Genomic DNA, 25,302 nt, shown 5'->3' with positions numbered 1-25,302 from the left:
ACCACTAAGCCAACTAACGAAAAGCCAACTGATAAAAAGCCCTGCCTGGTACTTTCCAGACAGGGCTTTTTTACTGACTTGCGCGGTTACTTATTCAGTTTGCGCAGCCGTAGTATATCGCGAACAACCTCGTAGCCAGGGATCAGGCTGGCGATCAGTAAGCCGCGTTTTACTGCTTGCTGCAAGGCTTCCGGACTGAAGTATCCGCTCCAGTTAGCAGTATCAAGCTGCAATACCGGCCCCAGAGTTGCCAGTAACACCAGGATAATCACAAAAGCAAGATTTACAATCAGGTTAAGCGATAGCATTGGGCGACTCCAGAGCCGGAGCTGCAACTGCCATAAACTGCTCAACACGCCCAGCACAATAAAAGGGCTGAACCACATCAGTAACTGCAATGACTGCTGAGTGAATACTGAACTGACCGGCTCGCCCGAGGCAAACCATTGCTGCCACAGTGGAAACCAGATTATCAGCAACAAAAAGGTATAAGTGGCTAAATCAGTAAAAACATCACTTAGGCTGATATGCTGCCAGCCCGCGCCGACAGGTGGTAGATCTGCTGGTTGCCACTGGTCAGCACTTTTACACTGGCCTGACCGGGTGTTCGCCGGCATCAGAGCAAACCCCAGGGTAATAGCAGTAAAACCAAATATCGCATCTTCAATAAAGCCTGAGGCGATGCCCAGCACAAAAGAGATCGGCCCAAGCTCGCTGCCGGTTAACCAGTGGCTGGTCATAAATACTATCTGCAGCACAAACAATACCCCCAGCACCATATACATCGTATATTTATACAGCGGCATCAGGTGTGCCGGGATAAGTGGCTGGTTCGGGCAGAACTGACGGGCAACCTGTTGCGGCGGGCCCATATTTTTCAGCACACTGGCAATTTGCTGCTCAGAAAGTGCCGCACCCTGCTCTTCGGCCAGCGCATCAAGCTGATCCATAATATTTGCCTGTAGCTCACGGCCAATTTCCTGCCGTTTCTGCTCCGGTAAATCGCGTTGTACTGCGGCAATATAGCGTTTAACTAATTCCATTAGCCTTGCTCCTCTGTTTGCTTCGCTGACGCGGTTTTCTGTGGCTGCAACAGCGGCCCCAGCGCGTTATTTAATGTGGTCCATTCGCCGGTAAGCTGCGTTAGCAGTTCAGCGCCCAGCTCAGATATCTGGTAATAACGCCGTTCCCGTCCTTCGCCCTGCTGCCATTCACTGTCAAGTAGCCCCTGCTCTGCCAGCCGTCTTACCAGCGGGTACAAGGTGCCTTCGTCAATATCAATGCCGGCGTCCTGCAAGTGCCGGCGCAGCGAGTAGCCATAATGACGCTCGCGCAGGGCTGCCAGCACCGCGAGCACCAGCACGCCGCGGCGCAGCTCCAGCCGCATTTTGTCTAATTGAGCCGTGGTCATAAGCCATTCCTTTGTAAGCTGTAATTTATACTGTGCACCACATACTGTGCACCACATACTGTGCATCACACAGTAACAATACTAGGCGCCACACAGTATAAAAGCAAGTGCCAGATGGTGAGTTTTGCTAAAAAGTAGCGTCCTGATACTTTCGCTACTAACCAGGTAGATATAAATAACTGTTTATATTGAATAATAATGTTGGCGCGATTTCTGCCTGATAAAAGCATATTTATAAAATAGGATCAGAAAATGAGTGTGTTCAGAATAATATTTAATATTTTGTGGTTTGTGCTGGGTGGCTTTGTCATGGGGTTGCTATGGTGGCTGGTGGGTCTACTGTGTTTTATCAGTATTATTGGGATTCCGTTTGGCCGCAGTTGTTTTGTGATTGGCGAAATGGCCTTCTGGCCCTTTGGCCAGGATGCGGTAAACCGGCGCTATATTAACCGCTACGATGATATTGGTACCGGCACTTTAGGTACCCTTGGCAATATTATCTGGTTTTTACTGTTCGGCTTCTGGCTGGCGCTTGGGCATCTAGGCCATGCTATTGTCTGTTTTATCAGTATTATCGGTATTCCGTTTGGCATTCAGCATTTAAAACTGGCGATGCTAAGCCTGGCGCCGATAGGTAAAACCGTTGTGGCTCGCAGCGCAATTTGACTCTGTGCAACAGATACGCAGCGACTAGGGGTAATTCTTCGGGGGCTTATCAGCCAACTTTATCTGGCGTCTGCGGGGACCTGCCAGCACTGATGCCAGCCATGTTGGTGCAACAAGAATATGGAACCCGAGCAGGCTGATAGCAAGAGTAGCGCCACTGCTGAGCAGAAATTTAACCCACACCGCCAGCGGCAAATCAATCAATAGAAACTGGATAAAAAACAGCAGGGGCAAATGCACGATATACACCCAGAAACTGACCTTTGACAGATACGCCAGCCCGGCGCTGTCCCAATCCAGCCAGCGTCTGGCATATAACACGGCGCACAGCGTCCATAACACCGCACTGCTGCTTTCAAACAGGGTAACAGCCAGCTTCAGCAAGCCTTGCGGCTGGCTCTGGGCTACCAACGTTTCAGGCAATAAGGCATAGTAAAACGCATAGCTGACAGCGCCCAGCAGCAAATAAAAATGCCGCTGCGGATCAAAGCGGGCCAGCAACGTCGGTAGCATGAAACAGGCATAACCCAGGCTGAAAAAAACGCCATAAAACCACAATGCCCACAAGGCCGGAAAAATCCATTCCGGTGCCGGAAATGGCACCGACACACTATACAACGCTGGCAAACAGGTAAGGATTAACAGCAGCACTAGCTGATAAGGCCTGCGTTCGCTAAGCCATTGCACCAGCTGGCGATTGAGCAGAATACGACCACACCAGGTCAGCAGATACAAAAACAGTAAATGGTATAAAAACCACAAATGCATGGTACTCAGCGGCATTGCCGGTGGCCCGGCCATAGACATCACCGACTGGATAAAAGTCAGAAATGGCGGCTGTTGCTGCACATGCGCCAGGCCAAACTGTATTACCGCGCCAACAGCCAGCGTAAGCAGCGGTAAAAACAACAGCAAGGGCAAACCGACGCGGCGCAGTCGGTTTTGCCAGAAAGCGCCATCACCATATTTATCCAGCAACATGGCAGCAAAAAAACCTGCCAGCAGAAAAAACACCGGCATCCGAAACAGATGGCTGGCCCAGGCAAATACATCAAACAGCGGATGGTTAAGCACATCGGCACTGGGCCAGAACGGCTGCGCCATAGGGCTGTATGCCAGGGCCGCGTGAAAAAATACGCCAGCCAGCATTGCCAGAGCACGCAGATTATCCAGGTAAAAGAGGCGTGTGGATCCCGTACCATCCGACATAGCGCTGGCTCCTTCTGGCAACAGTTGCCAGGCTGCTTTTATTAAAAAGCCGGGGTTATAAAAAGCTGGTTTTCCGCTTTTGTAAGTAGGCAGTCAGCAGTAACACACTGATCACTAAAACCGTACCTGCCGCCAGCAGACCTAGCGTTGTGCTATTCCAGCTGGCCGTTGACGCTTCCAGCGTTTGATGCACTGCCGGCATCCTGATAATCCAGAATATAAAGCCATTAAGTAGCAGGTTGGTAAGGATCATCACAGTTATGGTATAACCTTCAGAATAAGTCAGCAGTGCGGTGGCAAGATAACAGCAGTACGACAGCAGAATAAACAGGCTTACCAACACTACCAGCGGGATAACGCCGTTAGTGACTGGAGTACTGACAATCACCAGCAGCATGCCCAATACCAAGAGCAGCCACGGCACCAGATACAACGCCAGATTCGCGCCAAGTTTGGCCAGCGCATAATCCTCTGCGGTAACCGGTAAACTCATCATAAACGTTAAGGTCTGGTCTTTCTTTTCGTTAACCACCAGCTCAATGGCCGAGCGGGCACCAATCACAATCATCAGCGTGATCATTAAAATGGCGCCACTGTTAAACATCAGCGGTGTGGCCATGCCCATCATGCCAACAACCAACACGCCAGCGGCCATATAAGCGGCTAGCGACTTTTTCATCAGTTGCCAGTCTTTTACGATCAAACGTTTAATCATCAGGTTATTATTCAGCGCATTTAGCATTTTGCCAGCTCCTATCGGTTACGTTTGACATTGGCGACAAAAATTTCCTCAAGCGACATCCGATGTTGCTCAATCACTTTAAAACCGGCTTGTTGCAGCGCAACAGCAAAATCGCTGCTGGATTGATCGGTGATAACCTCGGCCAACTGGCCGCTGCGGCGGATACTAACGGCTCCCGGCACACTGTCCTGCGCCTGAGGAAGCAGCTGACAACGAAAGCGCGCCCAGCTTTGCACAAAGCTTTCTTTATCCTGCAGTGCCAATAACTTACCCCGGTCTAAAAAGGCAATTTGGTCCGAAAGCTTTTCAATGTCATGGGTGTTGTGCGATGAGAACAACACACTACGTTCATCATCACGCAGTATATCGGCCAGCTCAGTGATCACTTCGTCCCGGGCGACCGGATCCAGGCCGGTAGTAGGCTCATCCAGCACCAGCAATTTCGGCCGTCTGGCCAGTACCAGCAACAAACAGGCTTTAACACGTTGACCATGCGATAAGCCGGTTATTTTCTGATCAGCAATCAGTTCAAAACGCTGCAATAAATCCCTGGCATAGGTGTGATCAAAATTCGGAAAAATACTGTGAATAAAATCCATATGCCACTGTAACGTCTGGTTTTTATACAAACGCATATCATCTGAGGCAAAGCCAATATCGTATTTAGCCTGTACCTGCTGTGCCGGCAGTTTATATCCCAGTACGTCTACCTGGCCGGTATCTGCCTTTACCAGTCCCATTAAAATACGGATGGTGGTGGATTTTCCGGCGCCGTTAACACCTACCAGCCCCAGCACCTGGCCCTTTGCTAAAGACAGATTAAGATTTTCCATAGCAAAATGCGGGTAGCGGATACTGATGTTGCGCATGTCAAAAGCATATTGCTGCATTGCGTTTGTCCTCGTTGTCGCCGCCGGTTAACGCTGCGATTTCAGTTTCTGTTGCAACTGTTCCAACAGTTGTTGATCTGTCAGTTGCAGCTGCCGGGCTAAATCGACCAGCTGCTCTAACTGTTGGCTCAGCTGCTGCTGCTTAAGCTGCTGCTGTAAATCCGGATGTGCTGCCACGAAAGAGCCGCGGCCAGGCTGAGTCACAATTACACCAGCGAGCTCCAGCTCGGCATAGGCCCGTTTGACGGTGATCACACTCACCTGAGTTTGTGCCGCCAGTTCACGAATAGACGGTAATGGCATATTGGCTGGCCAATCGCCCAGCAGCACTTTGCTGGTGATTTGCTCGACAATTTGTTCATACATTGGCTTTTTGTCTGTTGCCGACAGAAACAAGCCATCAGTCATAGAAGATCCCGCATGCACACCAACCGTGTATATTTGATATGCACAGTATATATACAGATATACACAGTGCAACAAAAAAATTTAAATTTATGCTTTTATACCGCGCCAAACAGCACAATGTTGGCCGCAATGGCGTTGCAGTGTTAATTTAACGGCAGATACAAAGAGGTTTCAGTGAGAGGACAACGGTGGCGGCAGATAAGTATCAACGGATCTGGCAAACAGTATTGCAGATCCCCAGCGGTAAAGTAGCCAGCTATGGCCAGATTGCCGATTTGGCCGGCCTGCCCGGCAGAGCCCGGTTAGTAGGTAAAGCCCTTGGTTATGCGCCGCCAGAACTGGCCGTGCCATGGTACCGGGTACTGCGAAGCGATCGCAGCCTGGCATTTCCCCCGGGTTCTGCCACTGCACTGGAGCAACGACAGTTATTGCTGGCTGAGGGAGTGTTACTGCACAACAACCGGGTTGCCAAAGCTGACTTATGGCAACCCAATCTGGCCGAGCTGTTGTTTAAGCTACAATACTAGTTGGTGCACCACTAGTTATTTCAACACCAGTCCCCATTTTGCGCCGTAACAGCCATAGCCCCAGCAGCAATATACTAAGTGACGTACTGCCACCGGAAGAACCGGTCGCTGCTGGTGGCGGCGGTAGCGGTGGCGGGCTGGCCACGACCGTCAAGGTAATACTGGCGGTTGCTGCTGCGCCTCTGGCATCAGTAGCAGTAACACTCAGCACCAACTGGCTGTTACTGGCTGGCGCAATAAAGTTTACGCTGCTGCTGGCCGCGTTTTGTAACGTCACAGCGGGGCCACTTTGCTGCTGCCACTGATAACTGATCGCATCGCCTTCTGCATCAGTTGCTACTGCCGTTAAGCTGACACTCTGACCGGCATTAAGCTCACGGTTCTCGCCAATGCTGACCGCAGGAGCGGTGTTCGAATCATTGTCCAGAATTGTCAGGGTAAATTCGGCTATTTCGCCGGTTTCACTGCCGGCAACGCCTGTCAGTCTGAGCACTGCAGTTTCATCTTGTTCCAACAGTTCATCATCAATAATTTGCAACGCAATCTGCCGCTCGCTGCTATCGCCATCGTCCCAGTTAAGCTCGCCACTGGCTGCGACAATATCCTCGCTGATGCTAGCCGTGCCATTTTCCAGCTGGTAAGTCACGCTGATAGCACCATCACTGCCACCTAAGCGGCGCACCACCACGGCAACAGTGGTATCTGCTTCCACTACCGATAATCCAGCCTCAACCAGGCTTACCACGCCAGCGCGCGGTGGGTCTTCGCCAAAACGCAATCGCAGATAAGACGGACTGCTCAGGCTGGCCCCGTTTGCCGGGTCAAACAGCCGCACAAATAACTCACGCTCTGCGTTCAGGCCCCGGTCCAGCGTAGCGATACTAAGGGTTTTATCACTGGTATCGTTAGCAGCCCAGTTTAACCTGCCGTTACTGACCTGATAATCCAGCTCCGGTTCAGCCCGGGTAGCCAGGATCTCATATGCCACGTTAATAGCCGCAGTACCGCCCGTTCGCTGCACCGATATCTGTGCCACGTCGCCGGGGTTTACCCGCAGTTCGGGCTCGCTGAATGACACCGCTCCTGCCTGTGAGCTAACAGTATTGTCCCGAAACAGATAAAAACCACTGTTGATATCACTGCCCAGAATAAGGCCCGACGGTAAGTACGGATATACACCCCATAAACCGTTAAATGCCGCGCTGTCAGAGGCCGGAAAGGTATCAAAATACCCCGCTTGTGTTGGCGCGGTCGGATCGGTAATGTCGAGAATGGTTAAACCACGCTGGTAGTTCGACATATAGTAGCGATTGCCGCGAACAAAGCCGTTATGATCAATGGCTTTGGTAGGCCCGGTATAGGTGGCTGCCAGTACCGGCGCCGTTAAATCGGTTAAATTAAATACCCGTACCGTAGAATTTAAACCATGACTGGTTTCATCCAGCTCGTCGTGCACCAGTAAATATTGCTGATCTTCAGTCCACCAGCCGGAATGGACATAGCTGGCCAGACTATAGCTAAAGTCGGCCAGCGCCAGATTGCTGGCACCAGTGATGTCCCATAGCTTGATATTCTGCTCATTAAAGTCAAACAACACCTGGCATGCTGGCCGGTCGCACTGATTTGCAGCACGCTGATCAGTAACCAGCATAGAGGCAACATCATGGCTGTAGTTACTGCGGCTGGCACCGGTTTGCAGCCAGTTGGCATTTAACTGCAACGGATTAGCCAGGCTATAACTGGATACAGCACCGCCCTGCTGTGGCTGACCGGCAATATGCAATGCTGGTTGCTGGCCGGTAAGTGCGGTGTTGCTGGTGTAATCAACATTGCTGATGTATAAATTATGGGCCGAACTGGCCGCGTTATCGGCCGCAGCCAGTCGCACACTGAAAGGTAAATGATTTAAATCGATAATCTGAATATTATTATTAGCTTCCGACGACACGTAGCCATATGCCTGCCAAAGGCCAAGGCTATCATCAAAAAACTGTAATACTTTGATATCGCGCCAGGTGGTATTACTGCCCGCAATAGTACCTACCTCCACCGGACTAGCCGGGTCGGCCAGGCTTATCACCGCAGTGCCATTATTCAGCCCCATTAACGCATATTCAATGCCAGTGTTCAGATCAGTATGGCCCCAGATATCGCTTGCTGAGCCTGGCGCGGAGCTAAAATCGGCCAGCGCCAGATGGGCCACTAAATCAATTTTTTCACAGCTGTACACTCCGGCTTTTCCGGCAACACAATCTGCGCCCTGCTGGCTTTGCTGCAGTGCACTGTGGGCGGCCAGTTGCTGACGCACTTCAATTCCAAAGCGTCCCGGGCCATCATTAATAATCTGAAACCCGCGCTGGTGCAGCGGGTTAACAAATTCGGCCGGCACGCCGGTTAACACCGTTTTATTCAGCTGGGGAGCCTGTTGTAAGAAATGATCGAACCGGTTAAATCCCCCCAGCACCGGTACAATTTCACTGAGTAGCAATACCGCTTCATCGGCACTGCCAAGTTGATACTGGCCTGAGGCAACCAGCACCTTATCACCTTTACCTGCCTGGGCTAAGGCATAGCCTATGGTCCGGCAGGGCCGCAATACATCTGCGCAACGTCCGCTGTCGCGGCCGGTTTCAGCGACAAAACGTGCTTTATCATGTTCCGCATGCGCCTGCACCTCCGGGCTGAACACGCAGCCATAAATAAGGGCAGTAACCGTCAGTCCGGCCACTATTAATGCTTGCCAACTTTTACACAAATTCATCGTTGCTGCCTGTTTTATGTTTCGCCCGTTAATTATAGTAGCCACTTTCAGGCGATAGCCTGTTCGATTTTCAGCTAAGTTTAGCGTATTGTTTACCGCAGCTTTACTAATTACAACTCAATTATGAACAACGTTCCCGCCATTATCGGCAAATCAGCTCTGCTTGCAGTTTTCGGTTTAGTAAGCAGTTGTCAGCCGGTTACTGACACTACGCAGCAACGCCAGCTTGCCCTGGAGCTGAACTGGCAGCAGCAGGCTGTCAGTTGTCAGACATTTATTACCGTGGCAGACCAGCAATGGCAGCTGCAAAGCCTGCGCATGTATTTGAGCGATTTCAGTCTTAACCAGCAACCACTTATGCTTGCCGATACCCCCTGGCAACAATCACGGCTGGCGCTGCTTGGAACCGACTGTCAGGACAACAGCAACTGGCAATTGCAGTTTGCTGAACCGTTAGCTGCTGGCGAGCTGAGCTTTACCCTCGGCTTGCCGTTCGAGTTAAACCATCAAAATCCACTAACTGCCCCCTCGCCGTTAAATCACAGCGACATGTTCTGGAGCTGGCAGCTGGGCTATAAATTCCTGCGTCTCGATTTACAGGGCCCGCAACAGGGCTTCGCATTTCATCTGGGCTCTACCGGTTGTCAGTCGGCCAGTGTGTTGCGCCCACCTGCAGCACCCTGTAAAGCGCCTAACACCTTTAACGTCACTCTGGATTATCAGCCAGGCCAGAGCCTGCAGCTGGATTTAGCCCTGCTGTTGCAACAAATTAAACTGGCAAGCGACAACAGTTGTATGTCAGACAGCCTGCAAGCAGCTTGCCGGCAATTGTTTACTAACTTAGCCCAGCCAAATCTGTGGCAGCTGGTTAGCAGCAATGAGTAACAACAGGCTGATAAACAAAATGTCTGGCCGATGGGCATTAGTGCTAATGGGCATATTGTCAGGGCTTATTATGCTCGGCAGCTGCAGTAAAACCACTGAGCCTGCAGCCAGCTGGCAATGGCAATTACCGGAAGGCATGCCAGAGCCAAGGGTACCGCCGGAAAACCCGATGACAGTAGCCAAAGTAGAATTGGGACGTTACCTGTTTTATGACACCGGGCTGTCAGCTAACGGCAGCCAAAGCTGTGCCAGTTGTCATCAGCAGCAATTCGCTTTTGCTGAGCCCACAGCACAGTCGGTTGGCAGCACGGGGCAGCAACACCGGCGCAATGCGCTGGCCCTGGTGAATATTGCCTATAACAATACCCTGACCTGGGCGCACGATGGTCTGACCGATATTGAACAACAGCTGCTTATCCCGATGTTTAGTGACAACCCGGTAGAACTGGGTATTAGTGGCCAGGAAAATACGGTACTGCAACGCTTAAAGCAGGAGCCTTATCCGCAATTATTTCAGCAGGCTTTTGGCAACACTGAGCCTGACCTGCAAAAAAGTGTGCTGGCGTTGGCCAGCTTCGTTCGCAGCCTGTTGTCCTTTCAATCTGATTTTGATCGCTACGCTTACCAGAACGAAGATGCTGCGTTAACCCCACAGCAAATTGCCGGAATGAACTTGTTTTTTTCTGAACGCCTGGAATGCCATCATTGTCATGGCGGCTTTAACTTTACCCAGGCAACCAGTCACAATAAGCAGCCGCTGGATTTACGCCCCTTTCACAATACCGGCCTGTACTTTGTTCAGACAGGCGAAAGCAAAGCCGCCGGATACCCGCAGCGAGACCGGGGCCTGGCAGAAATCACCATGGATCCGGCAGACGACGGTCGTTTCCGGGCTCCCACTTTGCGTAATATAGCGCTGACCGCCCCTTATATGCATGATGGCAGCGTGGCGACCCTGGAGCAGGTAATAGATTTTTATGCGGCTGGCGGCCGGCAGATCAGCAGCGGTAAAGAGGCCGGTGACGGCAGGCAACATCCCCGCAAAAGCCAGTTTGTAAATGGTTTTGCGCTGACTGCTAACGAACGGGCCGCCGTGCTGGCATTTTTACACAGCCTGACCGACCCGCATTTTATTAATAACCCTGCGCATAGCAACCCATGGTCAGCACAGCCATAACCAGGGCGTGTTGTGTCAGGATAATGCCATCTGTTACATGCGGTAATTCACTGCCAAACCGACACAAAAAAACGGCCCTGAAAGGGCCGGTTTTTTATTGATGGATTACCAGGGTGCACTTTGCACCTCGGTTATCTACTTAGTAGTTTTTCTTCGCTACTGTCAGCTGATTATCAACCCGCTTTACATCATTGGTTTTTTTGGCGATAGCCTCAGCTAAATCTTTTTCTGCATCAGAATCGACCTCGCCCTTAAGCATTACCACGCCATTTTCAACATCTACATCAATGGCAGTGCCACTGGTTTCTGACTCAAACAGCAAACGGGTTTTTACCACGGTAGCCACTTTTGCGTCAGTTAACCCACCGGCATCTTCGTCATGGTCTTTTTTATTGCGCATGTCGTTTGCTTTAACAACAGTTAATCTGTTGTCGACTGAGGTTACACCATCCAGATTTTCAACTAATTCGGCGGCAAGGGCTTTATCCACTTCCCGGTCTACTTTACCGGTCAGGATCACTTTACCATTTTTAACATCAGTGTTGATATTAAAGGAGTTCAGGTTACCGTTTAACAATAAGGTTGTTTCGGCTTTGCCATCTATCCAGGCGTCTTTAGCACCATCTTGCCAATCGTTTGCATTTGCGGCAACTGAAGTACCTGCCAAAGCTACAGTCATCATTACGGCTAAAGTAGTACGTTTCATAAAATCACTCCTGTGTTGTTAGACAACTTTACTGTTGCCAGTTTGATGCCAACACTTTGAATATGTCTAAGTCGTTGTTTTAATAAAATATGTAATTTTATCATTCATTTAGTGTTAATTTTTTGATTGTACTTTTAACCTGTCTACCGGTAAATATTTCATAATTCGCTTTTTAACAGCAGCGGGCAAAGTTGGTCGGTCACTATTTGCAGCCCTGCCGTCAGATTCGCCAGCGCTTTGGCATTTTCAGTCTGCTTCAGGCCACGGCTCAGCCGCTTAAACGTATCCAGCTGCCAACGCAATTGCTGGGGCAATTCGGCTAACCAGCGTTGTTTTTCATCTGCTGGCTCCGCTGCATAACTGCGGTACCACTGACAAATGGCATTAACATCCTGGTCGGTAGCAACTTTGATATTGTCAGAGGCAGTAAAGGTTTCAGCCTGCTGATGTAACAGTTCCAGCTCAACAAAATAGCGACGTATGTTATTGTCATCTACGAAGGACGCCTTTCGTTGATAAAACAACCGGGCCTGTTCACTTACCGCCAGCACCAGGCTTAATATGGTCTGGTCGCCCGTATTGTGTTTTACTTTATGGGGGTCGTATGCCAGCACAATTCCGCCTCCTGTAACTACTCTTCCCATGAGTTCATATTCAATTCATATACCAAGTTTAAACTTATGATTTTTATAGGTAATTTAAAATGGCATTTTACTTTTAATGATATTCCAGTAAATTTTACTGATGGCAGTTGTTAAATTTACATTGCTGGACTAGAGTAGTTCACCACTACAGGGAGTGAAGCCATGAGCAAACCCAGGTTATTTATCCATCTGCGTGATCAGGAACTGGCTGAAAAACTACTGCAGTCACCGGTAGTCAGACAATTTATAATTGTTAAAAGCAGTGATAGTTCCGTCTGGTCTGAGCAACTTCAGCAACAAGACTGTGATCTTGCTGTTATAGAGTCTGATGATAGCGACAATGATGACTATCAGCGGCTGCTGGTCAGCAAAGTGTTAACAGAAATCGATTTTATTTTTATCAGCAGTGGCACGCCAAATGAACTGCTGGACACGTTAATGCGCCGGGGTGCAGGTTACCATTTCCGGGCACCACTGGATTTTGGTTCAGTTATCGACACTCTGCAGGATTTTTATCTGCAACTCAGCACTGAACGTAAGCAGGTGAAGGCGACATCAAGTGAACTTGATCAGTTTGGCATGTTAGTCGGGTCTTCCAAACCTATGCTGAAACTGTACCGCACCATCCGTAAAGTCGCGATTACCGAAGCCAACGTACTGATTGTTGGTGAAAGTGGTGCGGGTAAAGAGCTGGTTGCTAATACCCTGCACCTGGCCAGTTTACGGGCCGATAAACCTTTTGTGGCGATAAACTGCGGTGCGCTTAGCCCGGAGCTGATTGACAGTGAGTTATTTGGCCATATTAAGGGCGCATTTACCGGCGCCCACAGAGATCATCAGGGCGTTTTTGCCCAGGCTGAAGGCGGCACCCTGTTTCTGGACGAAATTACTGAAATGCCTGTTGAGCAGCAGGTAAAATTATTGCGTGTGCTGGAAAATGGCGAATACCGTCCGGTTGGCAGTGATAAAACCGCTACCGCAAATGTCCGGATAGCCGCCGCGACTAACCGCGATCCAATGCAGGCTATTGCCGAGGATATGTTGCGGGAAGACTTGTATTTCCGGCTGGCGCAGTTTCCGGTGGCCGTGCCACCACTGCGGGATCGGGATGAAGATATCCTCGGGCTTGCTCAGCATTTTCTGGCTTACCGCAATGTTCAGGAACAGCAAAATAAACTGTTTTCAGCAGAAGCACAAAGCCTGATAGCCAATCATAGTTGGCCTGGCAACGTCCGGGAATTAAAGCATGCGGTAGAACGGGCTTATATTCTGGCTGACAACATCATTGAACCGGAACATTTGTTACTGGATGAGCCTCATATAGATACCAACGATGACTCTGTCGCAGACGCTATCCCGGCTGGGGTGCGATTAGATGAGTTAGAAAAAGCGGCAATACTGCGTACACTAGCCAGAAATGGCGGCAATAAAACCGATACCGCGCAACAGCTTGGTGTCAGTGTAAAAACATTGTACAACAAGCTGGAGAAGTATCAGCTGGAACGCTGATAACGGGTAGAGCTGATAATGGTTAGAAAAGAGCCACTGCAACAAGCTGCAGTGGCCAGTTTGTATGTTACAGGCCAAATTACCACTACATTTTTGGCTTGCGGCCCCTTAAGGCACCCGCAAGTAATGATATAACCAGCAGCACGATAAAAATAAAGAAGATAATCTTAGCAATACCTGCTGCAGCGCCGGCGACACCACCAAAACCCAGTACACCTGCAATTAACGCGATAACTAAAAAGGTTAATGCCCATCCTAACATTTTTGCTCCTTAGTGCATGGTTCGCACTTTACCTGAAATATTCACGGTAGATAATGCGAATGGCGTGCCAAAAATTATTTCGGAATAACATCATGATTTAAATCGGATTTTAAAAATATAATTGCTAAGCTGCCATCAGCGTCGCTCACAATCAGCAATTATTACTTACGGTCAGGTAACTTTTTCCTGACAATTATTTACTGTGATGTGTCTCACTGTCAGCGCTGAGCAAAATTATCCAGTAAGATAATATTTCAAAATGAGAGGCAATAATCTTCAGACACACTAATAACGGAATCGCGATCAGTACGCCCACCGCCCCCCAAATCCAGCCCCAGATAAACATCCAGATAACCACCAGCAGTGGGTTCATATTAAAACGCTTACCTAACGCCATCGGTGTTACCAGTTGCGATTCAATCACGTTTAAAACCAGAAACACTGCTGGCACTAACAGCGCCTGGCCTGGGCTTTGAAATTCAACAAAGCCCACCGCCGTCAGCAATAACGTCAGCACAAAAGGTCCGAGATAAGGAGCGAAATTCAGGATTGTTGCCAGCACACCCCATAGCAATGGGTCTGCCACTCCTATCATACTCAGCACCAGAAATGTCGCCACCCCCAGCAAGGTATTAATAGCGGTAATGACCAGCACATAGCGGCTAATATCGTGTTCAATAGTCTGGTACATTTTTACCAGATTTTTCTTTTCATGCAGAGTTGACGCCGCGCGCACAATATTACGCAGTAAGGTGCCCCCGAACAGCAGAAATAAATAAGTAAGAATAACCACCGTTGCCAGCTGAACCAGGACAATAGCGGTAGTTTGTGCCAGCATTGATAACAGCGGCAGAAAGCTGGTGCCAATTGCCGACTCCAGCGGATGCTCTTCATCTTCTGCCGTTGCAGGCGCTTTGGCAGAATCAGGCAGCATGGAAGACTTCAAGGACTCGAGCGATTCAGCCATCCCATCAACCTGCAGCGCCAGCTTATTGCTAAGTAGCGGTAAGCGTTCCAGCCAGGTTGCAGCAGGGTTGTAAAGCAGGCTGACAGCGTAACCAATGCCGATAATCAGCATGGTGAGTACGACTAACGATGCTAAAGGTTTAGGGCACTTTAAACCGACAAGGAATCTGACTGCCGGGCTGGTAAATAGAGCGATAAGCGCAGCCAGAATGATTGGTAACAACAGGCTACGGGCAAAATAGAACGTATATAGAACTGCCAGCAGTGTCAGAATTTTCAATGCTAATTCTGTATTCAGCCGCCTTACCCTGACAGGCTGTCTGGCAGGCAAAGGTTCCATCGTCAAAGGTATCTCTCCGGCGCTGAATGAAGTGTTATGGTAAATAACAGTGCAACAGGATGCGCTATAATAAACGTCGCAGCCATTGCACCGCTCCAATACCCCGCATTGTCTTAACCATGGCATTGTGACGCAACTGCATCAGCAGACCTGCACTGAAGCTCAGAGTCAAACCCGGTGCTGAACCAATAAACTGCTTGCAGCGCTGCCCCGCCAGCCATAAATATGCGTAACGCAGCTGCTGCTGTTGCTCAAAGCGGGCGGTGCACTGCTGTAGCTTTAGTTTATCTTTCTTAATCAACAGGTCTATCAGCATTGGCACCTCCAGCGGGTCCGGCAGAAAATCGAAACATCTCTCTTAGCTGAGACAGGGTATTACTCAACCCCACTTGCTTTAACGAATACCGCATATTTCGTAAGCACCAGTAAAGCATGACAATTTGCAATCCAAGTAACAACGCTGCGGTAAGTGGGATTGATGCCGTGGCCTGATACAGTAAATAACCTGCAAAGGCTAATATCGACCCCCAAAACATGATGACACCTGCGCCAAGGACCACAAGTAAGCCAGCCGCCAGCATTAAGCCACGGCGGGATAAGGCCATTTCAGCACTGGCGGTTTGCCTGGTTATATGGGTTTGTTGCTTATACTGCTCTGCTGTCAGACTTAATAAGGCGGCTATCTCAGTTAACTGAGCCATTACTTTTTCAGGTAATGGCTCAGTCGCCGCTTGCTGCGGCTGTGGATCCCGGGGTTCTGTCATAATTAATTGCCGCGGCGAAGCAGCGCGCTTACCAGCATACCTGCTGCAAAAGCAATACCGGCAGCAGCCAGTGGATTTTCCTGGGCAAATTGTTTACTACGCTCGTAAGAGCCTTGCATCTGCATTTTCAATTCTTCTTGCTTCTGATCGATAGTCGCTTTCGAACTGGCTGCAGTTTTCCGTAACGTATCCTCTGCCGATCCCGCTTTCTCGGCCATTGCATCCACAGCGTGATGGGCCGCTTCTGAGGCTCTTTCGGTAACCGGCGAATTAATCGCTGCGTTTTTAGATGAATTGCCTGCGGTAGTACTACGACCTTGAGTTGTAGCCATTATAGACCTCCTGCTTGATTAACGAAGACACTACTGTGCTCAAGCATTGTCACTTTTGCTCAGTTTGTATCAGTAATTGCTATCCGGATGTGCTGCAAAGCCTGTGCCACAATAGCATTCTAAAAATACATTAATATAAACAACAACTTAAAAAATGCCAATTTGCAGGGCCGGTTAAAACTTTATTAGTATAGTGTAGAAGTTACCCGGTAACAGTAAACATTACCGGTAAACCGGAAATAAAAAACCAGACCGCAGTCTGGCTTTTATTTATTGAAAGTAATTACTTATCGTGTTGCAGGCGCATGTGTGGGAACAGAATAACATCGCGGATAGAAGCGGCATCTGCCAGCAGCATGACCAGCCGGTCAATACCAATCCCCTGACCTGCCGTTGGTGGTAAACCATGCTCCAGCGCGGTGACAAAATCTTCGTCATAAAACATGGCTTCATCATCACCGGCATCTTTTTGTGCCACCTGTTCACGAAAACGTTCAGCCTGATCTTCAGCATCATTCAGTTCGCTAAAACCGTTGCCCAGCTCGCGACCACCAATAAAAAACTCAAAGCGGTCAGTAATTTCCGGATTGTGATCGTTACGCCGGGCCAGCGGCGATACCTCGGCCGGGTACTCGGTAATAAAAGTAGGATGGCGCAGCTTGGTTTCCACCAGCTCATCAAACACTTCCATCAGAATCCGGCCATGGCCATAATTTGGTTTTACTTCAATCCCCAGACTTTTTGCCAGCTCGGCTACGGTGTCCCGCGTGGCCAGTTGCTCTTTGGTCAGTGTTGGGTTGTAGTGCAGAATAGACTCGGTAACCGACATCCGCGCAAATGGCTTACCAAAATCGAACACTTCACCCTGATAAGGCACTTCGGTGCTGCCCAGTACATCCTGCGCTAAACCCCGGAACAGTTTTTCGGTTAAATCCATTAAATCGTTATAGTCAGCATAGGCCCAGTAGAATTCCAGCATGGTAAATTCCGGATTATGCCGGGTCGATACACCTTCATTGCGGAAATTGCGGTTAAGCTCAAACACTTTTTCAAAACCGCCAACCACCAACCGCTTTAAGTACAGCTCGGGCGCAATCCGCAGAAACATCTGCATATCCAGCGCGTTGTGATGCGTTTCAAACGGCCGGGCGGAGGCTCCACCCGGAATTGCCTGCAGCATTGGCGTTTCTACTTCTAAGAAACCCTCGTCGTTAAAGAAACGACGAATATAAGCCACGGTTTTGCTGCGCACTAAAAAGGTATGACGCGACTGCTCATTGGAAATCAAATCCAGGTAACGCTGGCGGTAACGTGCTTCGTTATCGGTTAAACCGTGGAATTTATCAGGCAGTGGCCTTAGCGCCTTGGTCAGCAAACGGATATCGCTGAGCCAAACCGTTAACTCACCGGTCTGGGTTTTAAATAAATGACCGGTAGCGCCAATAATATCGCCCAGATCCCACTTTTTAAATTGCTCGTTATATACCCCTTCCGCCAGACTGTCGCGGGCAACATACAACTGAATTTTACCGCCCATATCAGCAATGGTAGTAAAACTGGCTTTACCCATGATCCGACGGGTCATGATCCGGCCACCCAGGCTTACGGTAATTTTCTGTGCTTCCAGCTCTTCCTTACTCAGATGATCGTATTTGGCAATCAACTCGGATGAAATACTGTCGCGCCGGAAATCATTCGGGAACTTAAAGCCATCTTCACGCAGCGCAGCTAACTTATGTTTTCGCTCAGCAATCAGTTTGTTAACGTCCTGAATTTCGTCATGGGGGGTATGCTGTTCAGCCATTTTTGATTCCTGAGTCATGTAAATATTAGCGTTATATAACTTATAAACCGGCTTTTAGGCTGGCTTCAATAAACTTGTCGAGATTGCCGTCCAGCACCGCCTGAGTATTGCGGGTTTCGATACCGGTCCGTAGGTCTTTAATCCGCGAGTCATCCAGTACATAAGAGCGGATCTGACTGCCCCAGCCGATATCCGATTTGGTATCTTCCAGTGCCTGCTTTTCGGCATTTTGTTTTTGCAATTCAAACTCATACAGCTTAGCGCGCAATTGCTTATAGGCATTGTCACGGTTTTTATGCTGGGAGCGGTCGTTCTGACACTGCACTACGATATTGGTGGGTAAGTGAGTGATCCGAACTGCAGAGTCAGTCCGGTTAACGTGCTGACCACCGGCGCCCGAGGCCCGGTAGGTATCTATCCGTAAATCCGCCGGGTTAATCTCAATTTCAATATCATCGTCAATTTCCGGCGCAACAAACACCGAAGCAAACGAGGTATGTCGCCGATTACCGGAGTCGAACGGACTTTTGCGGACTAAACGGTGCACACCGGTTTCGGTACGCAACCAGCCGTAGGCATAATCGCCACTGAATTTAATGGTACAGCCTTTAATACCGGCGACATCACCATCAGTGACTTCATACAGCTCCGGTTTAAAGCCTTTATCTTCACCCCAGCGTAGGTACATTCGCATCAGCATGCTGGCCCAGTCCTGCGCTTCGGTGCCACCCGAGCCAGCCTGAATATCCAGATAACAGTCATTCTGATCATTTTTGCCAGAGAACATCCGTCGGAATTCCAGCAGCGCCAGTTGCTTTTCCAGCTCAGCCAATTCTGTTTTGGCTTCTTCAAAGGTTTCTTCGTCTTCAGCCTCTACGGCCAGCTCAACCAGGCCGGCCACATCTTCCAGCCCCTGATCCAGCTTATCAATAGTGCCTACTACCTGTTCCAGCGTTGAACGCTCTTTGCCCAATGCCTGGGCTTTTTCCGGGTTATTCCAGACAGCAGAGTCTTCCAGTTCACGGGTAACTTCTTCTAGGCGCTCTTTTTTGCCATCATAGTCAAAGATACCCCCGAAGCACTTTGGTGCGTTCAGTAAGATCTTTAATGCTGTTGTACACCGGATTGACTTCAAACATGCTGTGCTCGGTAACCTTGAATAACGGGAGAAAAAATATGCAGGGATTGTAGCAAATTTATCGCAGGACGTGCAGCCATCTAAGCCTATTATTTTGCTACAACTAAACTGCTAGAACGCTGATTTATCTGTCTGGTATTATGTACATTGCCAATAATTTTCTATAATTTAGCAGTATTGTTTGTGTTGTAGGCGAAAGTATGTTGCTCAACTGCTTTATAGCAAAAAGATTATTGTACTATGCAACAGCACTGTGTTTTGTGCTTTTTACTACTGACCTGTCCGCACAGGACCAGCCAACACCGGTAATTTATGCCTGGACGGAATCGATGTCCTATGATACTCGTGGACATTACCAAATAGAACTATTGAAATTAGCACTGGCTCGCTCACCACGTTCCTACGTTGCCGTACCAAGTAAACATGAACTGAGTCAATACCGTACACTGCGCCATGTGCAGCTGGAACGTGAATTGGATGTACTCTGGACTTTTACCAATTTAAAGCGGGAAAAAGAGCTGCTGGCCGTCCCTATTCCAATTGACCGCGGGTTATTAGGTTGGCGTTTAATGCTGATTAACAGCAAAGACCAGGAAAAATTTAAACAGCTTAGTGTCGAGCAATTAAAGGAACTTCGCAGCGGCCAGGTTCATGACTGGCCTGATTTGACCGTGCTGCAGGAAAATGGTTTTAATGTGGCGCCCTCCTCAAGCTATAAGGGCTTGTTTGCCATGTTAAAGCGCCAGCGTATTGCTTATTTCCCGCGTTCAGCCACTGAGATCTGGCCCGAATTAGAGCAACATAAAGACGAAGGTATCAGCGTCGATTCTCACTGGGCTTTGTACTACCCAGCTCCATTGTATTTTTTTGTTAGCAAGGAAAAACCTGAGCTTGCACAAGCTATTGAACAGGGCTTAAGGGCTGCAATGGCGGATGGCAGTATGAAACAGCTTTTTTTACAACATTTTGCCGATTATATTGCACGTGCTGCGCTGGATAAGCGTCAGGTTATTCAACTGATTAATAATGATTTGTCTAACAGTACACCGCTGACCGACAAAAGCCTGTGGTTCGATCCAAAAAAGGGGTACTAACATTGACTGAAAGACTTATGCATGCCGCTTAGACAAGCCCATCGTAAGCTTAGCGTTTACTTTATTGTGGTAACACTCGGCTTTACCGCATTTATGGCGCTTCTGGTTACCTGCTTACAAATTTATCTCACCTACAGTAGCGAAATGGCCGAGCTAAAAAGCCGCTTTGCACTGATTGAGAAAAGCTACCTGCCAAGCGTTAATGAAAGCTTATGGAATGTGGATGAACCAAGATTGCAAGTGGTACTGGATGGGCTAATAGAACTTCCTGGTATTGGCGAAATATTGCTGGAAGATGATATGGGCAATCAATGGCACCGTCAGCGTGCCGATGTCCAATCTGAAATCGTTAGCGACAGCTTTAAACTGCAGTATCATATCGACAATGACGTTTACGATCTGGGAGAGCTACACATTACTTTGGTGGCCGATGCCATTTTTCAGAAACTTAAAACCAAAGCGCTGGCGATAAGCATTACTTCTACCCTGTCATTATTGGTTGCAGCATTCATTTTGTTGTATTTATTCCGCAGTACGATAAGTCGCCATCTGGAAAACATGGCTGATTATGCGACCAATATCGACAGTAGCAATCTGACAAAACCACTTAATCTTAATCGTGCTCAAGCCAGTACACCGGATGAACTGGATATGGTGGTAGAAGCCATCAATAAAATGCGCATCAATATTCTGGAAGATTTAAACAAAAGAACCGAGATTGAACTGGAACTGACCCGCCATCGCCAACATTTAGAAGAATTAGTATCAGTACGCACCCAGGCGCTGGAGCAAAACAATACACTCCTTAAACAGCAATCCACCGAATTGGCCGAGCAAAATGCCGAGCTTAACGCGTATGCCCATACCGTGGCGCATGACTTAAAACATCCTCTTACCGCACTATTAGGCCAAACCACCCTGCTGCAAAATGCAACGGCGGTACTCTCAGACAAGCAGCGTAACCTGTTGCTACAGGGCATCCATGACAGTGCAGATAAAATGAATAATATTATCAACGCTTTGTTGTTGCTAGCCAGTGTCAGGCAGTCAGGATCTGTCAAAAGCAGCGTAATTGATGTCCAGGCTATCGCGGGCGATGCCGTCAATACTCTGACTGAATTTGCTGCTACACATCACGCTCATATTCGCATAAGCGGAGATTGGCCGCAGGCAATAGGTTTTGCACCATGGATCGAACAGGTGTGGGTAAATTACCTGTCAAATGCGATTAAGTATGGCGGTGACGCCCCGGTAATAGTGCTTGGCGCCGATATCAAAACAAACCACCAGGTAAAATACTGGATAACGGACAACGGGCCGGGCATTGCCCCGCCATACCAGGCTGAGTTGTTTTCACAATTTCAACGGCTGGACCCCAATAAAGCAGACGGCCATGGACTTGGTCTGTCCATCGTTGCCCGGATTATCCAACGCCTGGGCGGCGATACCGGTTATGAAGCAGTGGCTGACGGTGGTAGCTTGTTCTGGTTTACCTTACCTGCTGCCGACAATGTCACCCAATAGGGTTCATAATGCCAACATATGTCTGACAATAAGCTGTAAGCTGAATTTATCCCGGTACTCGTTGATATCCAGCTGATAAGCCAGATGCACTTTTTTAACGTTTACGTCAGGCCAGGTTTTCGTATCGGCATTAAACCAAATTGCATCCACTAACAAACCGTTGGGCCCTTGCAGCATCAGTTTCAGGTGACGCTCGGCCAGCAATTTCTGGTTTATTAAGACAAACTCGCCATCAAACACCGGTTCCGGAAACGCCTGCCCCCAGGGGCCGGCATTTTGCAGCAGTTGAGCAAAACCAATATCAAAACAGTCCGCAGCCAATTCACCATCACTGTAAATGACAGCGGTCAGTTGCTCAGCCGTTAAGTGCCTTTTCGCCGTCAGGCTCAGGGCCAGTTGAAAGGTTTCCAGCCGATCAGCAGCAATCGTCAAGCCCGCCGCCATGGCATGGCCACCAAACTTTTTGATAAGCCCAGGGTACTGACTGGCAATTTCTTCCAGTAAATCCCGGATATGTAGCCCGGGAATGGAGCGCGCCGAGCCTTTCAGCTCGCCGTTGTCACCGTCGGCAAAAATAATCGTTGGCCGGTGAAACTGTTCTTTTATTCTGCCGGCCAGAATGCCTATTACACCCTGATGCCAGTCACTGCGATATAAGCACAAGCATTCTGGCAAACTGGTACCATCAAATGATAGTTTGCTTAAAAATGCCTGAGCTTCCAGTTGCATGCTTTGCTCTATCGCCCGGCGTTCAACATTCAACGCATCAAGCTCGGCGGCATACTGGCGGGCCAGGCCCAAATCAGGCGCCAGCAGGCAGCTTATGCCCAGCGCCATATCGTCCAGCCGGCCGGCGGCATTTAACCTGGGTGCCAGAGAAAAGCCAAAATCACTGGCCGTCAGTTTATCGGCCCGCCGGTTGGCAACATCAATTAGTGCCTGAATACCGGGCCGGCATTTACCGCTGCGAATTCGCATCAGGCCCTGATGCACCAAAATCCGGTTATTGCTATCCAGTGGCACCACATCTGCCACGGTGCCAAGCGCCACCAAATCGAGCAGTTCAGCAATATTGGGCTCTGTCAGGCCTTTATCGCTAAAGTAATTACTTTGTCGCAGCGTGGCACGAAGTGCCATTAACAGATAAAATGCCACGCCAACCCCGGCCAGCGCTTTACTGGCAAATGCACAGCCCGGCTGATTAGGATTGACAATAGCATCGGCATTGGGCAGGACATTGCCGGCTAAGTGGTGATCAGTCACCAGCACTTTTACCCCGGCTTTTTTTGCCAGCGCCACCCCTTCTACTGCAGAAATACCGTTATCGACGGTAATAATCAGTTCCGCCCCCTGCGCCACCACTAATTCGGCCAGCTCCGGGGTCAGGCCATATCCGTATTCAAAACGGTTTGGCACCATATATTCCAGGTATTTAAAACCAAAGGCTTTTAAACCGGCCATTAATACGGCGGTACTGGTAGCACCATCAGCATCAAAATCACCGACAATCACAATATGCTGCTGCTGATGCAAGGCATCGATTAACAGCTGTGCCGCCTGGTCGATACCTTTTAACGCACTAAACGGCAACAAACCGGCAGCGCCCCGTTCCAGCTCAGCACTGCTGCTGATGCCACGGTTTTGATATAACCGGCGCAGCACCGGATGCAGGTTGTCTGCTATCACCTGAACGGTTACCGGCTCACGCCGGCTGATTTGTTTTAACTGCACAGCTGATACCTGCTTAAAATTTTAAACGGCTGCTAAACTAAAAGGCGATTAAAGTTGTGATCAGAAGGCTATCGCCTCCTTACCCTACCACTGTCAGTTAGCCTCAAATTGCTTTAATAATCCTGCTACCGGTTGGTAACCCGGAATAATCCGGCCGGTGTCCAGGATAAGGGCCGGCGTGCCGTTAATACCAAACGACTGGCCCAGTTCATAATGTTTTTTAACCGGGTTATCACACATCGCCGGTGGGTTGCGCTTGTTATCTTTGGCCAGATCCATCGCTTTTTGCTGATTACGTGCACACCATAAATGTTGCATTTCCAGTGCGGTTTTACTGTTCAAGCCGCCACGCGGAAAGGCCAGATAACGGATCGTAATACCGGCATCATTATACTGCTTCATTTCACTGTGCAGCTTCTGACAATAGCCACAGGTTGGGTCAGTGAAGGCGTACACTACGTGTTTTTCATCTTTTGCTTTGTATTCAATGTAGCTGTCAGCTAAAGCGGGCAACTGGCCGGTGACATAGCTGCGCATCTGCACATCATTGACCAGCTCGGCCTGCTGTAAATCATAAATATTACCTTCAATAAAAAACCGGCCGTCGCTGCTGGTAAAAAACAAGCCGCGCTGAGTAAATACCTGCAATAAGCCGGGCATCGGGCTATTAGCCACCGCATTAACCTGTAACCCCAGAGGCGCAAGACTTTGAGAAATTTCAGTAAGCTCCGGAGCCTCATTCGCTTTTTGCGCAACCACAGCAGAGCTAAAGCTCAATATGCCCAGTGTAAAAGCACCTGATAACCAGTTTTTCATAACCTTTCCTAATTAGCATGGCTGATAAACTATTAGCCACGCGGATGATGTTGTTGATGCAGCCGCTGCAATCGCGCCTGGGCCACATGGGTATATATTTGGGTAGTGGATAAATCACTGTGCCCCAGCAGCATTTGTACGACCCGCAAATCGGCGCCATGGTTCAGTAAATGGGTAGCAAAGGCATGGCGCAGTGTGTGTGGCGACAGTGTTGCCTGAATGTCCGCTACTTTCGCATAAAACTTAATCCGGTGCCAGAAAGTTTGGCGGGTCATCTGGCCGCCGCGGCTACTGGCAAACACTAAATTACTGTCGCCTTTAACAATATCAGGTCGGGCCTGGTGTAAATAGCGGCTAAGCCAGTCCTGAGCCTCTTCCCCCATCGGTACCAACCGCTCTTTGCTGCCTTTACCAAGCACTCGCAGCACCCCCTGATTAATACTGACCTGCTGCAGGGTAAGACTAATCAGTTCGGTGACCCGCAGACCACAGGCATAAAGCAGCTCCAGCATGGCTTTATCCCGAAACTGAATAAGCTCATTGCAATCCGGTGCCTGCAGCAGTGCTTCCACATCCTGCTCTGACAGGGTTTTCGGTAAACTGCGGCCAATTTTCGGGTTAACCAGCTCGGTGACCGGATTAACCGCACAACGACCGGCTTTATGATAATGCCGGTAAAAACGCCGCAAGCTGCTTAACATCCGGGAGCTGCTGCGTGGGCTTAATTGCTGCTGATAGCGAATGGCCAGAAACTGATTAATTAACTGGCTATCGGCATTTAACAACTGTTGCTGCTGGCCGGCCAGAAAACGCCCAAACTGGGTTAAGTCACTGCCATAGGCACTTAACGTATGCGGACTAACATCTTTTTCCAGCCAGAGCTGGTCCAGAAACTGTTGGATCAGGGCCTGCTCGGCCGGGTCAAGGGCTCGTGGTTGTTCCGGGTTCATTGTTCAGGGCCTGGCAACGGTAAGCTGAAATAGCGCTTATCTTAGC

General features: G+C 49.2%; 26 protein-coding genes. 7 read left to right on the top strand and 19 right to left on the bottom strand.

Going from position 1 to position 25,302, the window contains the following annotated elements; all coding sequences use genetic code 11:
• Positions 1–86: 86 nt before the first annotated feature.
• Both R3187_RS14655 and R3187_RS14650 read right to left on the bottom strand, forming a co-directional pair.
• On the bottom strand, positions 87–1,043 hold the full coding sequence (locus R3187_RS14655; RefSeq protein ID WP_318967802.1) for a hypothetical protein: 957 nt from the start codon (positions 1,041–1,043) through the stop codon (positions 87–89).
• Entirely contained in the window at positions 1,043–1,411 is a 369-nt protein-coding gene (locus R3187_RS14650) for a PadR family transcriptional regulator (protein ID WP_318967801.1), read from the bottom strand. The genes R3187_RS14655 and R3187_RS14650 overlap by 1 nt, the downstream gene beginning before the upstream one ends.
• Positions 1,412–1,663: 252 nt before the next feature.
• Between R3187_RS14650 and R3187_RS14645 the strand changes: the two genes are divergently transcribed.
• Entirely contained in the window at positions 1,664–2,077 is a 414-nt protein-coding gene (locus tag R3187_RS14645; protein WP_318967800.1) for a YccF domain-containing protein, read from the top strand.
• A gap of 24 nt (positions 2,078–2,101) precedes the next feature.
• On the opposite strand, the gene R3187_RS14640 is transcribed toward R3187_RS14645, so the two are convergent.
• Genes R3187_RS14640 through R3187_RS14625 form a run of 4 tightly spaced genes read right to left on the bottom strand, consistent with a single transcriptional unit; the run spans position 2,102 to position 5,326 of the window.
• On the bottom strand, positions 2,102–3,286 hold the full coding sequence (locus R3187_RS14640) for an acyltransferase family protein (RefSeq protein WP_318967799.1): 1,185 nt from the start codon (positions 3,284–3,286) through the stop codon (positions 2,102–2,104).
• Positions 3,287–3,341: 55 nt separating this feature from the next.
• On the bottom strand, positions 3,342–4,028 hold the full coding sequence (locus R3187_RS14635) for an ABC-2 transporter permease (RefSeq protein WP_318967798.1): 687 nt from the start codon (positions 4,026–4,028) through the stop codon (positions 3,342–3,344).
• 11 nt (positions 4,029–4,039) lie between these two features.
• Entirely contained in the window at positions 4,040–4,918 is an 879-nt protein-coding gene (locus R3187_RS14630; RefSeq protein WP_318967797.1) for an ABC transporter ATP-binding protein, read from the bottom strand.
• A 27-nt stretch (positions 4,919–4,945) separates the two neighbouring features.
• Positions 4,946–5,326, bottom strand: coding sequence for a GntR family transcriptional regulator (locus R3187_RS14625; RefSeq protein WP_318967796.1), 381 nt, complete (start codon positions 5,324–5,326; stop codon positions 4,946–4,948).
• Positions 5,327–5,514: 188 nt separating this feature from the next.
• Between R3187_RS14625 and R3187_RS14620 the strand changes: the two genes are divergently transcribed.
• On the top strand, positions 5,515–5,853 hold the full coding sequence (locus R3187_RS14620) for an MGMT family protein (RefSeq protein ID WP_318967795.1): 339 nt from the start codon (positions 5,515–5,517) through the stop codon (positions 5,851–5,853).
• Here R3187_RS14620 and R3187_RS14615 read toward each other — a convergent pair.
• Positions 5,837–8,614 (bottom strand): choice-of-anchor B family protein, encoded by a 2,778-nt coding sequence (locus tag R3187_RS14615; RefSeq protein ID WP_318967794.1) that lies wholly within the window; start codon positions 8,612–8,614, stop codon positions 5,837–5,839. The two genes, R3187_RS14620 and R3187_RS14615, sit on opposite strands and share 17 nt — an antisense overlap.
• Before the next feature lie 123 nt (positions 8,615–8,737).
• On the opposite strand from R3187_RS14615, the gene R3187_RS14610 reads away from it, so the two are divergent.
• Together R3187_RS14610 and R3187_RS14605 are read left to right on the top strand one after the other, a co-directional pair.
• Positions 8,738–9,499, top strand: a complete 762-nt coding sequence (locus tag R3187_RS14610) for an MbnP family copper-binding protein (RefSeq protein ID WP_318967793.1) — start codon at positions 8,738–8,740, stop codon at positions 9,497–9,499.
• A 19-nt stretch (positions 9,500–9,518) separates the two neighbouring features.
• Entirely contained in the window at positions 9,519–10,676 is a 1,158-nt protein-coding gene (locus tag R3187_RS14605) for an MbnH family di-heme enzyme (protein ID WP_318967792.1), read from the top strand.
• Between the two features lie 139 nt (positions 10,677–10,815).
• On the opposite strand, the gene R3187_RS14600 is transcribed toward R3187_RS14605, so the two are convergent.
• Both R3187_RS14600 and R3187_RS14595 read right to left on the bottom strand, forming a co-directional pair.
• Positions 10,816–11,382 (bottom strand): BON domain-containing protein, encoded by a 567-nt coding sequence (locus R3187_RS14600; RefSeq protein WP_318967791.1) that lies wholly within the window; start codon positions 11,380–11,382, stop codon positions 10,816–10,818.
• Positions 11,383–11,540: 158 nt separating this feature from the next.
• Positions 11,541–11,996: a hypothetical protein gene (locus R3187_RS14595; RefSeq protein WP_318967790.1), complete on the bottom strand. Its 456-nt coding sequence runs from the start codon at positions 11,994–11,996 to the stop codon at positions 11,541–11,543.
• A gap of 192 nt (positions 11,997–12,188) precedes the next feature.
• Between R3187_RS14595 and R3187_RS14590 the strand changes: the two genes are divergently transcribed.
• Positions 12,189–13,535, top strand: coding sequence for a sigma-54 dependent transcriptional regulator (locus tag R3187_RS14590; protein WP_318967789.1), 1,347 nt, complete (start codon positions 12,189–12,191; stop codon positions 13,533–13,535).
• Between the two features lie 85 nt (positions 13,536–13,620).
• On the opposite strand, the gene R3187_RS14585 is transcribed toward R3187_RS14590, so the two are convergent.
• The 7 genes from R3187_RS14585 to prfB form a co-directional block, all read right to left on the bottom strand.
• Positions 13,621–13,797 carry a DUF1328 family protein gene (locus R3187_RS14585; protein ID WP_318967788.1) on the bottom strand — a complete coding sequence of 59 codons (177 nt, stop codon included), beginning with the start codon at positions 13,795–13,797 and terminating at the stop codon, positions 13,621–13,623.
• A gap of 193 nt (positions 13,798–13,990) precedes the next feature.
• Entirely contained in the window at positions 13,991–15,103 is a 1,113-nt protein-coding gene (locus R3187_RS14580; protein ID WP_318967946.1) for an AI-2E family transporter, read from the bottom strand.
• Positions 15,104–15,167: 64 nt separating this feature from the next.
• Positions 15,168–15,419: a hypothetical protein gene (locus R3187_RS14575; RefSeq protein ID WP_318967787.1), complete on the bottom strand. Its 252-nt coding sequence runs from the start codon at positions 15,417–15,419 to the stop codon at positions 15,168–15,170.
• On the bottom strand, positions 15,397–15,867 hold the full coding sequence (locus R3187_RS14570) for a hypothetical protein (RefSeq protein WP_318967786.1): 471 nt from the start codon (positions 15,865–15,867) through the stop codon (positions 15,397–15,399). The genes R3187_RS14575 and R3187_RS14570 overlap by 23 nt, the downstream gene beginning before the upstream one ends.
• A gap of 2 nt (positions 15,868–15,869) precedes the next feature.
• Positions 15,870–16,199 carry a DUF883 domain-containing protein gene (locus R3187_RS14565; protein ID WP_318967785.1) on the bottom strand — a complete coding sequence of 110 codons (330 nt, stop codon included), beginning with the start codon at positions 16,197–16,199 and terminating at the stop codon, positions 15,870–15,872.
• Positions 16,200–16,482: 283 nt separating this feature from the next.
• Positions 16,483–18,003, bottom strand: a complete 1,521-nt coding sequence (gene lysS, locus R3187_RS14560; protein ID WP_318967784.1) for a lysine--tRNA ligase — start codon at positions 18,001–18,003, stop codon at positions 16,483–16,485.
• Positions 18,004–18,043: 40 nt separating this feature from the next.
• Positions 18,044–19,142 (bottom strand): peptide chain release factor 2 gene (prfB, locus tag R3187_RS18805; RefSeq protein ID WP_413229031.1). Its coding sequence is split into 2 segments (ribosomal slippage): positions 18,044–19,066 and positions 19,068–19,142, totalling 1,098 coding nucleotides; the frame shifts between segments, so codons are not numbered across the junction.
• 328 nt (positions 19,143–19,470) lie between these two features.
• Between prfB and R3187_RS14555 the strand changes: the two genes are divergently transcribed.
• On the top strand, positions 19,471–20,235 hold the full coding sequence (locus R3187_RS14555) for a hypothetical protein (RefSeq protein ID WP_318967783.1): 765 nt from the start codon (positions 19,471–19,473) through the stop codon (positions 20,233–20,235).
• Between the two features lie 21 nt (positions 20,236–20,256).
• Positions 20,257–21,759, top strand: a complete 1,503-nt coding sequence (locus R3187_RS14550) for a sensor histidine kinase (protein WP_318967782.1) — start codon at positions 20,257–20,259, stop codon at positions 21,757–21,759.
• Positions 21,760–21,762: 3 nt separating this feature from the next.
• Here R3187_RS14550 and recJ read toward each other — a convergent pair whose 3' ends face one another.
• From recJ to xerD, 3 genes are all read right to left on the bottom strand, one after another.
• Positions 21,763–23,490, bottom strand: a complete 1,728-nt coding sequence (gene recJ / locus R3187_RS14545; RefSeq protein ID WP_318967781.1) for a single-stranded-DNA-specific exonuclease RecJ — start codon at positions 23,488–23,490, stop codon at positions 21,763–21,765.
• 93 nt (positions 23,491–23,583) lie between these two features.
• Positions 23,584–24,306, bottom strand: a complete 723-nt coding sequence (dsbC, locus tag R3187_RS14540) for a bifunctional protein-disulfide isomerase/oxidoreductase DsbC (RefSeq protein ID WP_318967780.1) — start codon at positions 24,304–24,306, stop codon at positions 23,584–23,586.
• A 32-nt stretch (positions 24,307–24,338) separates the two neighbouring features.
• A complete protein-coding gene (xerD, locus tag R3187_RS14535) occupies positions 24,339–25,256 on the bottom strand; it encodes a site-specific tyrosine recombinase XerD (protein WP_318967779.1) in 918 nt (305 codons plus the stop codon).
• Positions 25,257–25,302 lie beyond the last annotated feature (46 nt).

Origin of the sequence: Arsukibacterium sp. (assembly GCF_033721375.1) — a bacterium.
GTDB lineage: Bacteria > Pseudomonadota > Gammaproteobacteria > Enterobacterales > Alteromonadaceae > Alishewanella.
Note: the sequence above shows the minus strand (reverse complement) of the source record. Positions and strands in the feature narration are given on the sequence as shown.

Excerpts from the sequence above, each read along its gene's own strand:
- R3187_RS14655 (WP_318967802.1), bottom strand. The coding sequence starts at position 1,043 with ATGGAATTAGTTAAACGCTATATTGCCGCAGTACAACGCGATTTACCG.
- R3187_RS14650 (WP_318967801.1), bottom strand. The coding sequence starts at position 1,411 with ATGACCACGGCTCAATTAGACAAAATGCGGCTGGAGCTGCGCCGCGGC.
- R3187_RS14645 (WP_318967800.1), top strand. The coding sequence starts at position 1,664 with ATGAGTGTGTTCAGAATAATATTTAATATTTTGTGGTTTGTGCTGGGT.
- R3187_RS14640 (WP_318967799.1), bottom strand. The coding sequence starts at position 3,286 with ATGTCGGATGGTACGGGATCCACACGCCTCTTTTACCTGGATAATCTG.
- R3187_RS14635 (WP_318967798.1), bottom strand. The coding sequence starts at position 4,028 with ATGCTAAATGCGCTGAATAATAACCTGATGATTAAACGTTTGATCGTA.
- R3187_RS14630 (WP_318967797.1), bottom strand. The coding sequence starts at position 4,918 with ATGCAGCAATATGCTTTTGACATGCGCAACATCAGTATCCGCTACCCG.
- R3187_RS14625 (WP_318967796.1), bottom strand. The coding sequence starts at position 5,326 with ATGACTGATGGCTTGTTTCTGTCGGCAACAGACAAAAAGCCAATGTAT.
- R3187_RS14615 (WP_318967794.1), bottom strand. The coding sequence starts at position 8,614 with ATGAATTTGTGTAAAAGTTGGCAAGCATTAATAGTGGCCGGACTGACG.
- R3187_RS14610 (WP_318967793.1), top strand. The coding sequence starts at position 8,738 with ATGAACAACGTTCCCGCCATTATCGGCAAATCAGCTCTGCTTGCAGTT.
- R3187_RS14605 (WP_318967792.1), top strand. The coding sequence starts at position 9,519 with ATGTCTGGCCGATGGGCATTAGTGCTAATGGGCATATTGTCAGGGCTT.
- R3187_RS14600 (WP_318967791.1), bottom strand. The coding sequence starts at position 11,382 with ATGAAACGTACTACTTTAGCCGTAATGATGACTGTAGCTTTGGCAGGT.
- R3187_RS14590 (WP_318967789.1), top strand. The coding sequence starts at position 12,189 with ATGAGCAAACCCAGGTTATTTATCCATCTGCGTGATCAGGAACTGGCT.
- R3187_RS14585 (WP_318967788.1), bottom strand. The coding sequence starts at position 13,797 with ATGTTAGGATGGGCATTAACCTTTTTAGTTATCGCGTTAATTGCAGGT.
- R3187_RS14580 (WP_318967946.1), bottom strand. The coding sequence starts at position 15,103 with ATGGAACCTTTGCCTGCCAGACAGCCTGTCAGGGTAAGGCGGCTGAAT.
- R3187_RS14575 (WP_318967787.1), bottom strand. The coding sequence starts at position 15,419 with ATGCTGATAGACCTGTTGATTAAGAAAGATAAACTAAAGCTACAGCAG.
- R3187_RS14570 (WP_318967786.1), bottom strand. The coding sequence starts at position 15,867 with ATGACAGAACCCCGGGATCCACAGCCGCAGCAAGCGGCGACTGAGCCA.
- R3187_RS14565 (WP_318967785.1), bottom strand. The coding sequence starts at position 16,199 with ATGGCTACAACTCAAGGTCGTAGTACTACCGCAGGCAATTCATCTAAA.
- lysS (WP_318967784.1), bottom strand. The coding sequence starts at position 18,003 with ATGGCTGAACAGCATACCCCCCATGACGAAATTCAGGACGTTAACAAA.
- R3187_RS14555 (WP_318967783.1), top strand. The coding sequence starts at position 19,471 with ATGTCCTATGATACTCGTGGACATTACCAAATAGAACTATTGAAATTA.
- R3187_RS14550 (WP_318967782.1), top strand. The coding sequence starts at position 20,257 with ATGCCGCTTAGACAAGCCCATCGTAAGCTTAGCGTTTACTTTATTGTG.
- dsbC (WP_318967780.1), bottom strand. The coding sequence starts at position 24,306 with ATGAAAAACTGGTTATCAGGTGCTTTTACACTGGGCATATTGAGCTTT.
- xerD (WP_318967779.1), bottom strand. The coding sequence starts at position 25,256 with ATGAACCCGGAACAACCACGAGCCCTTGACCCGGCCGAGCAGGCCCTG.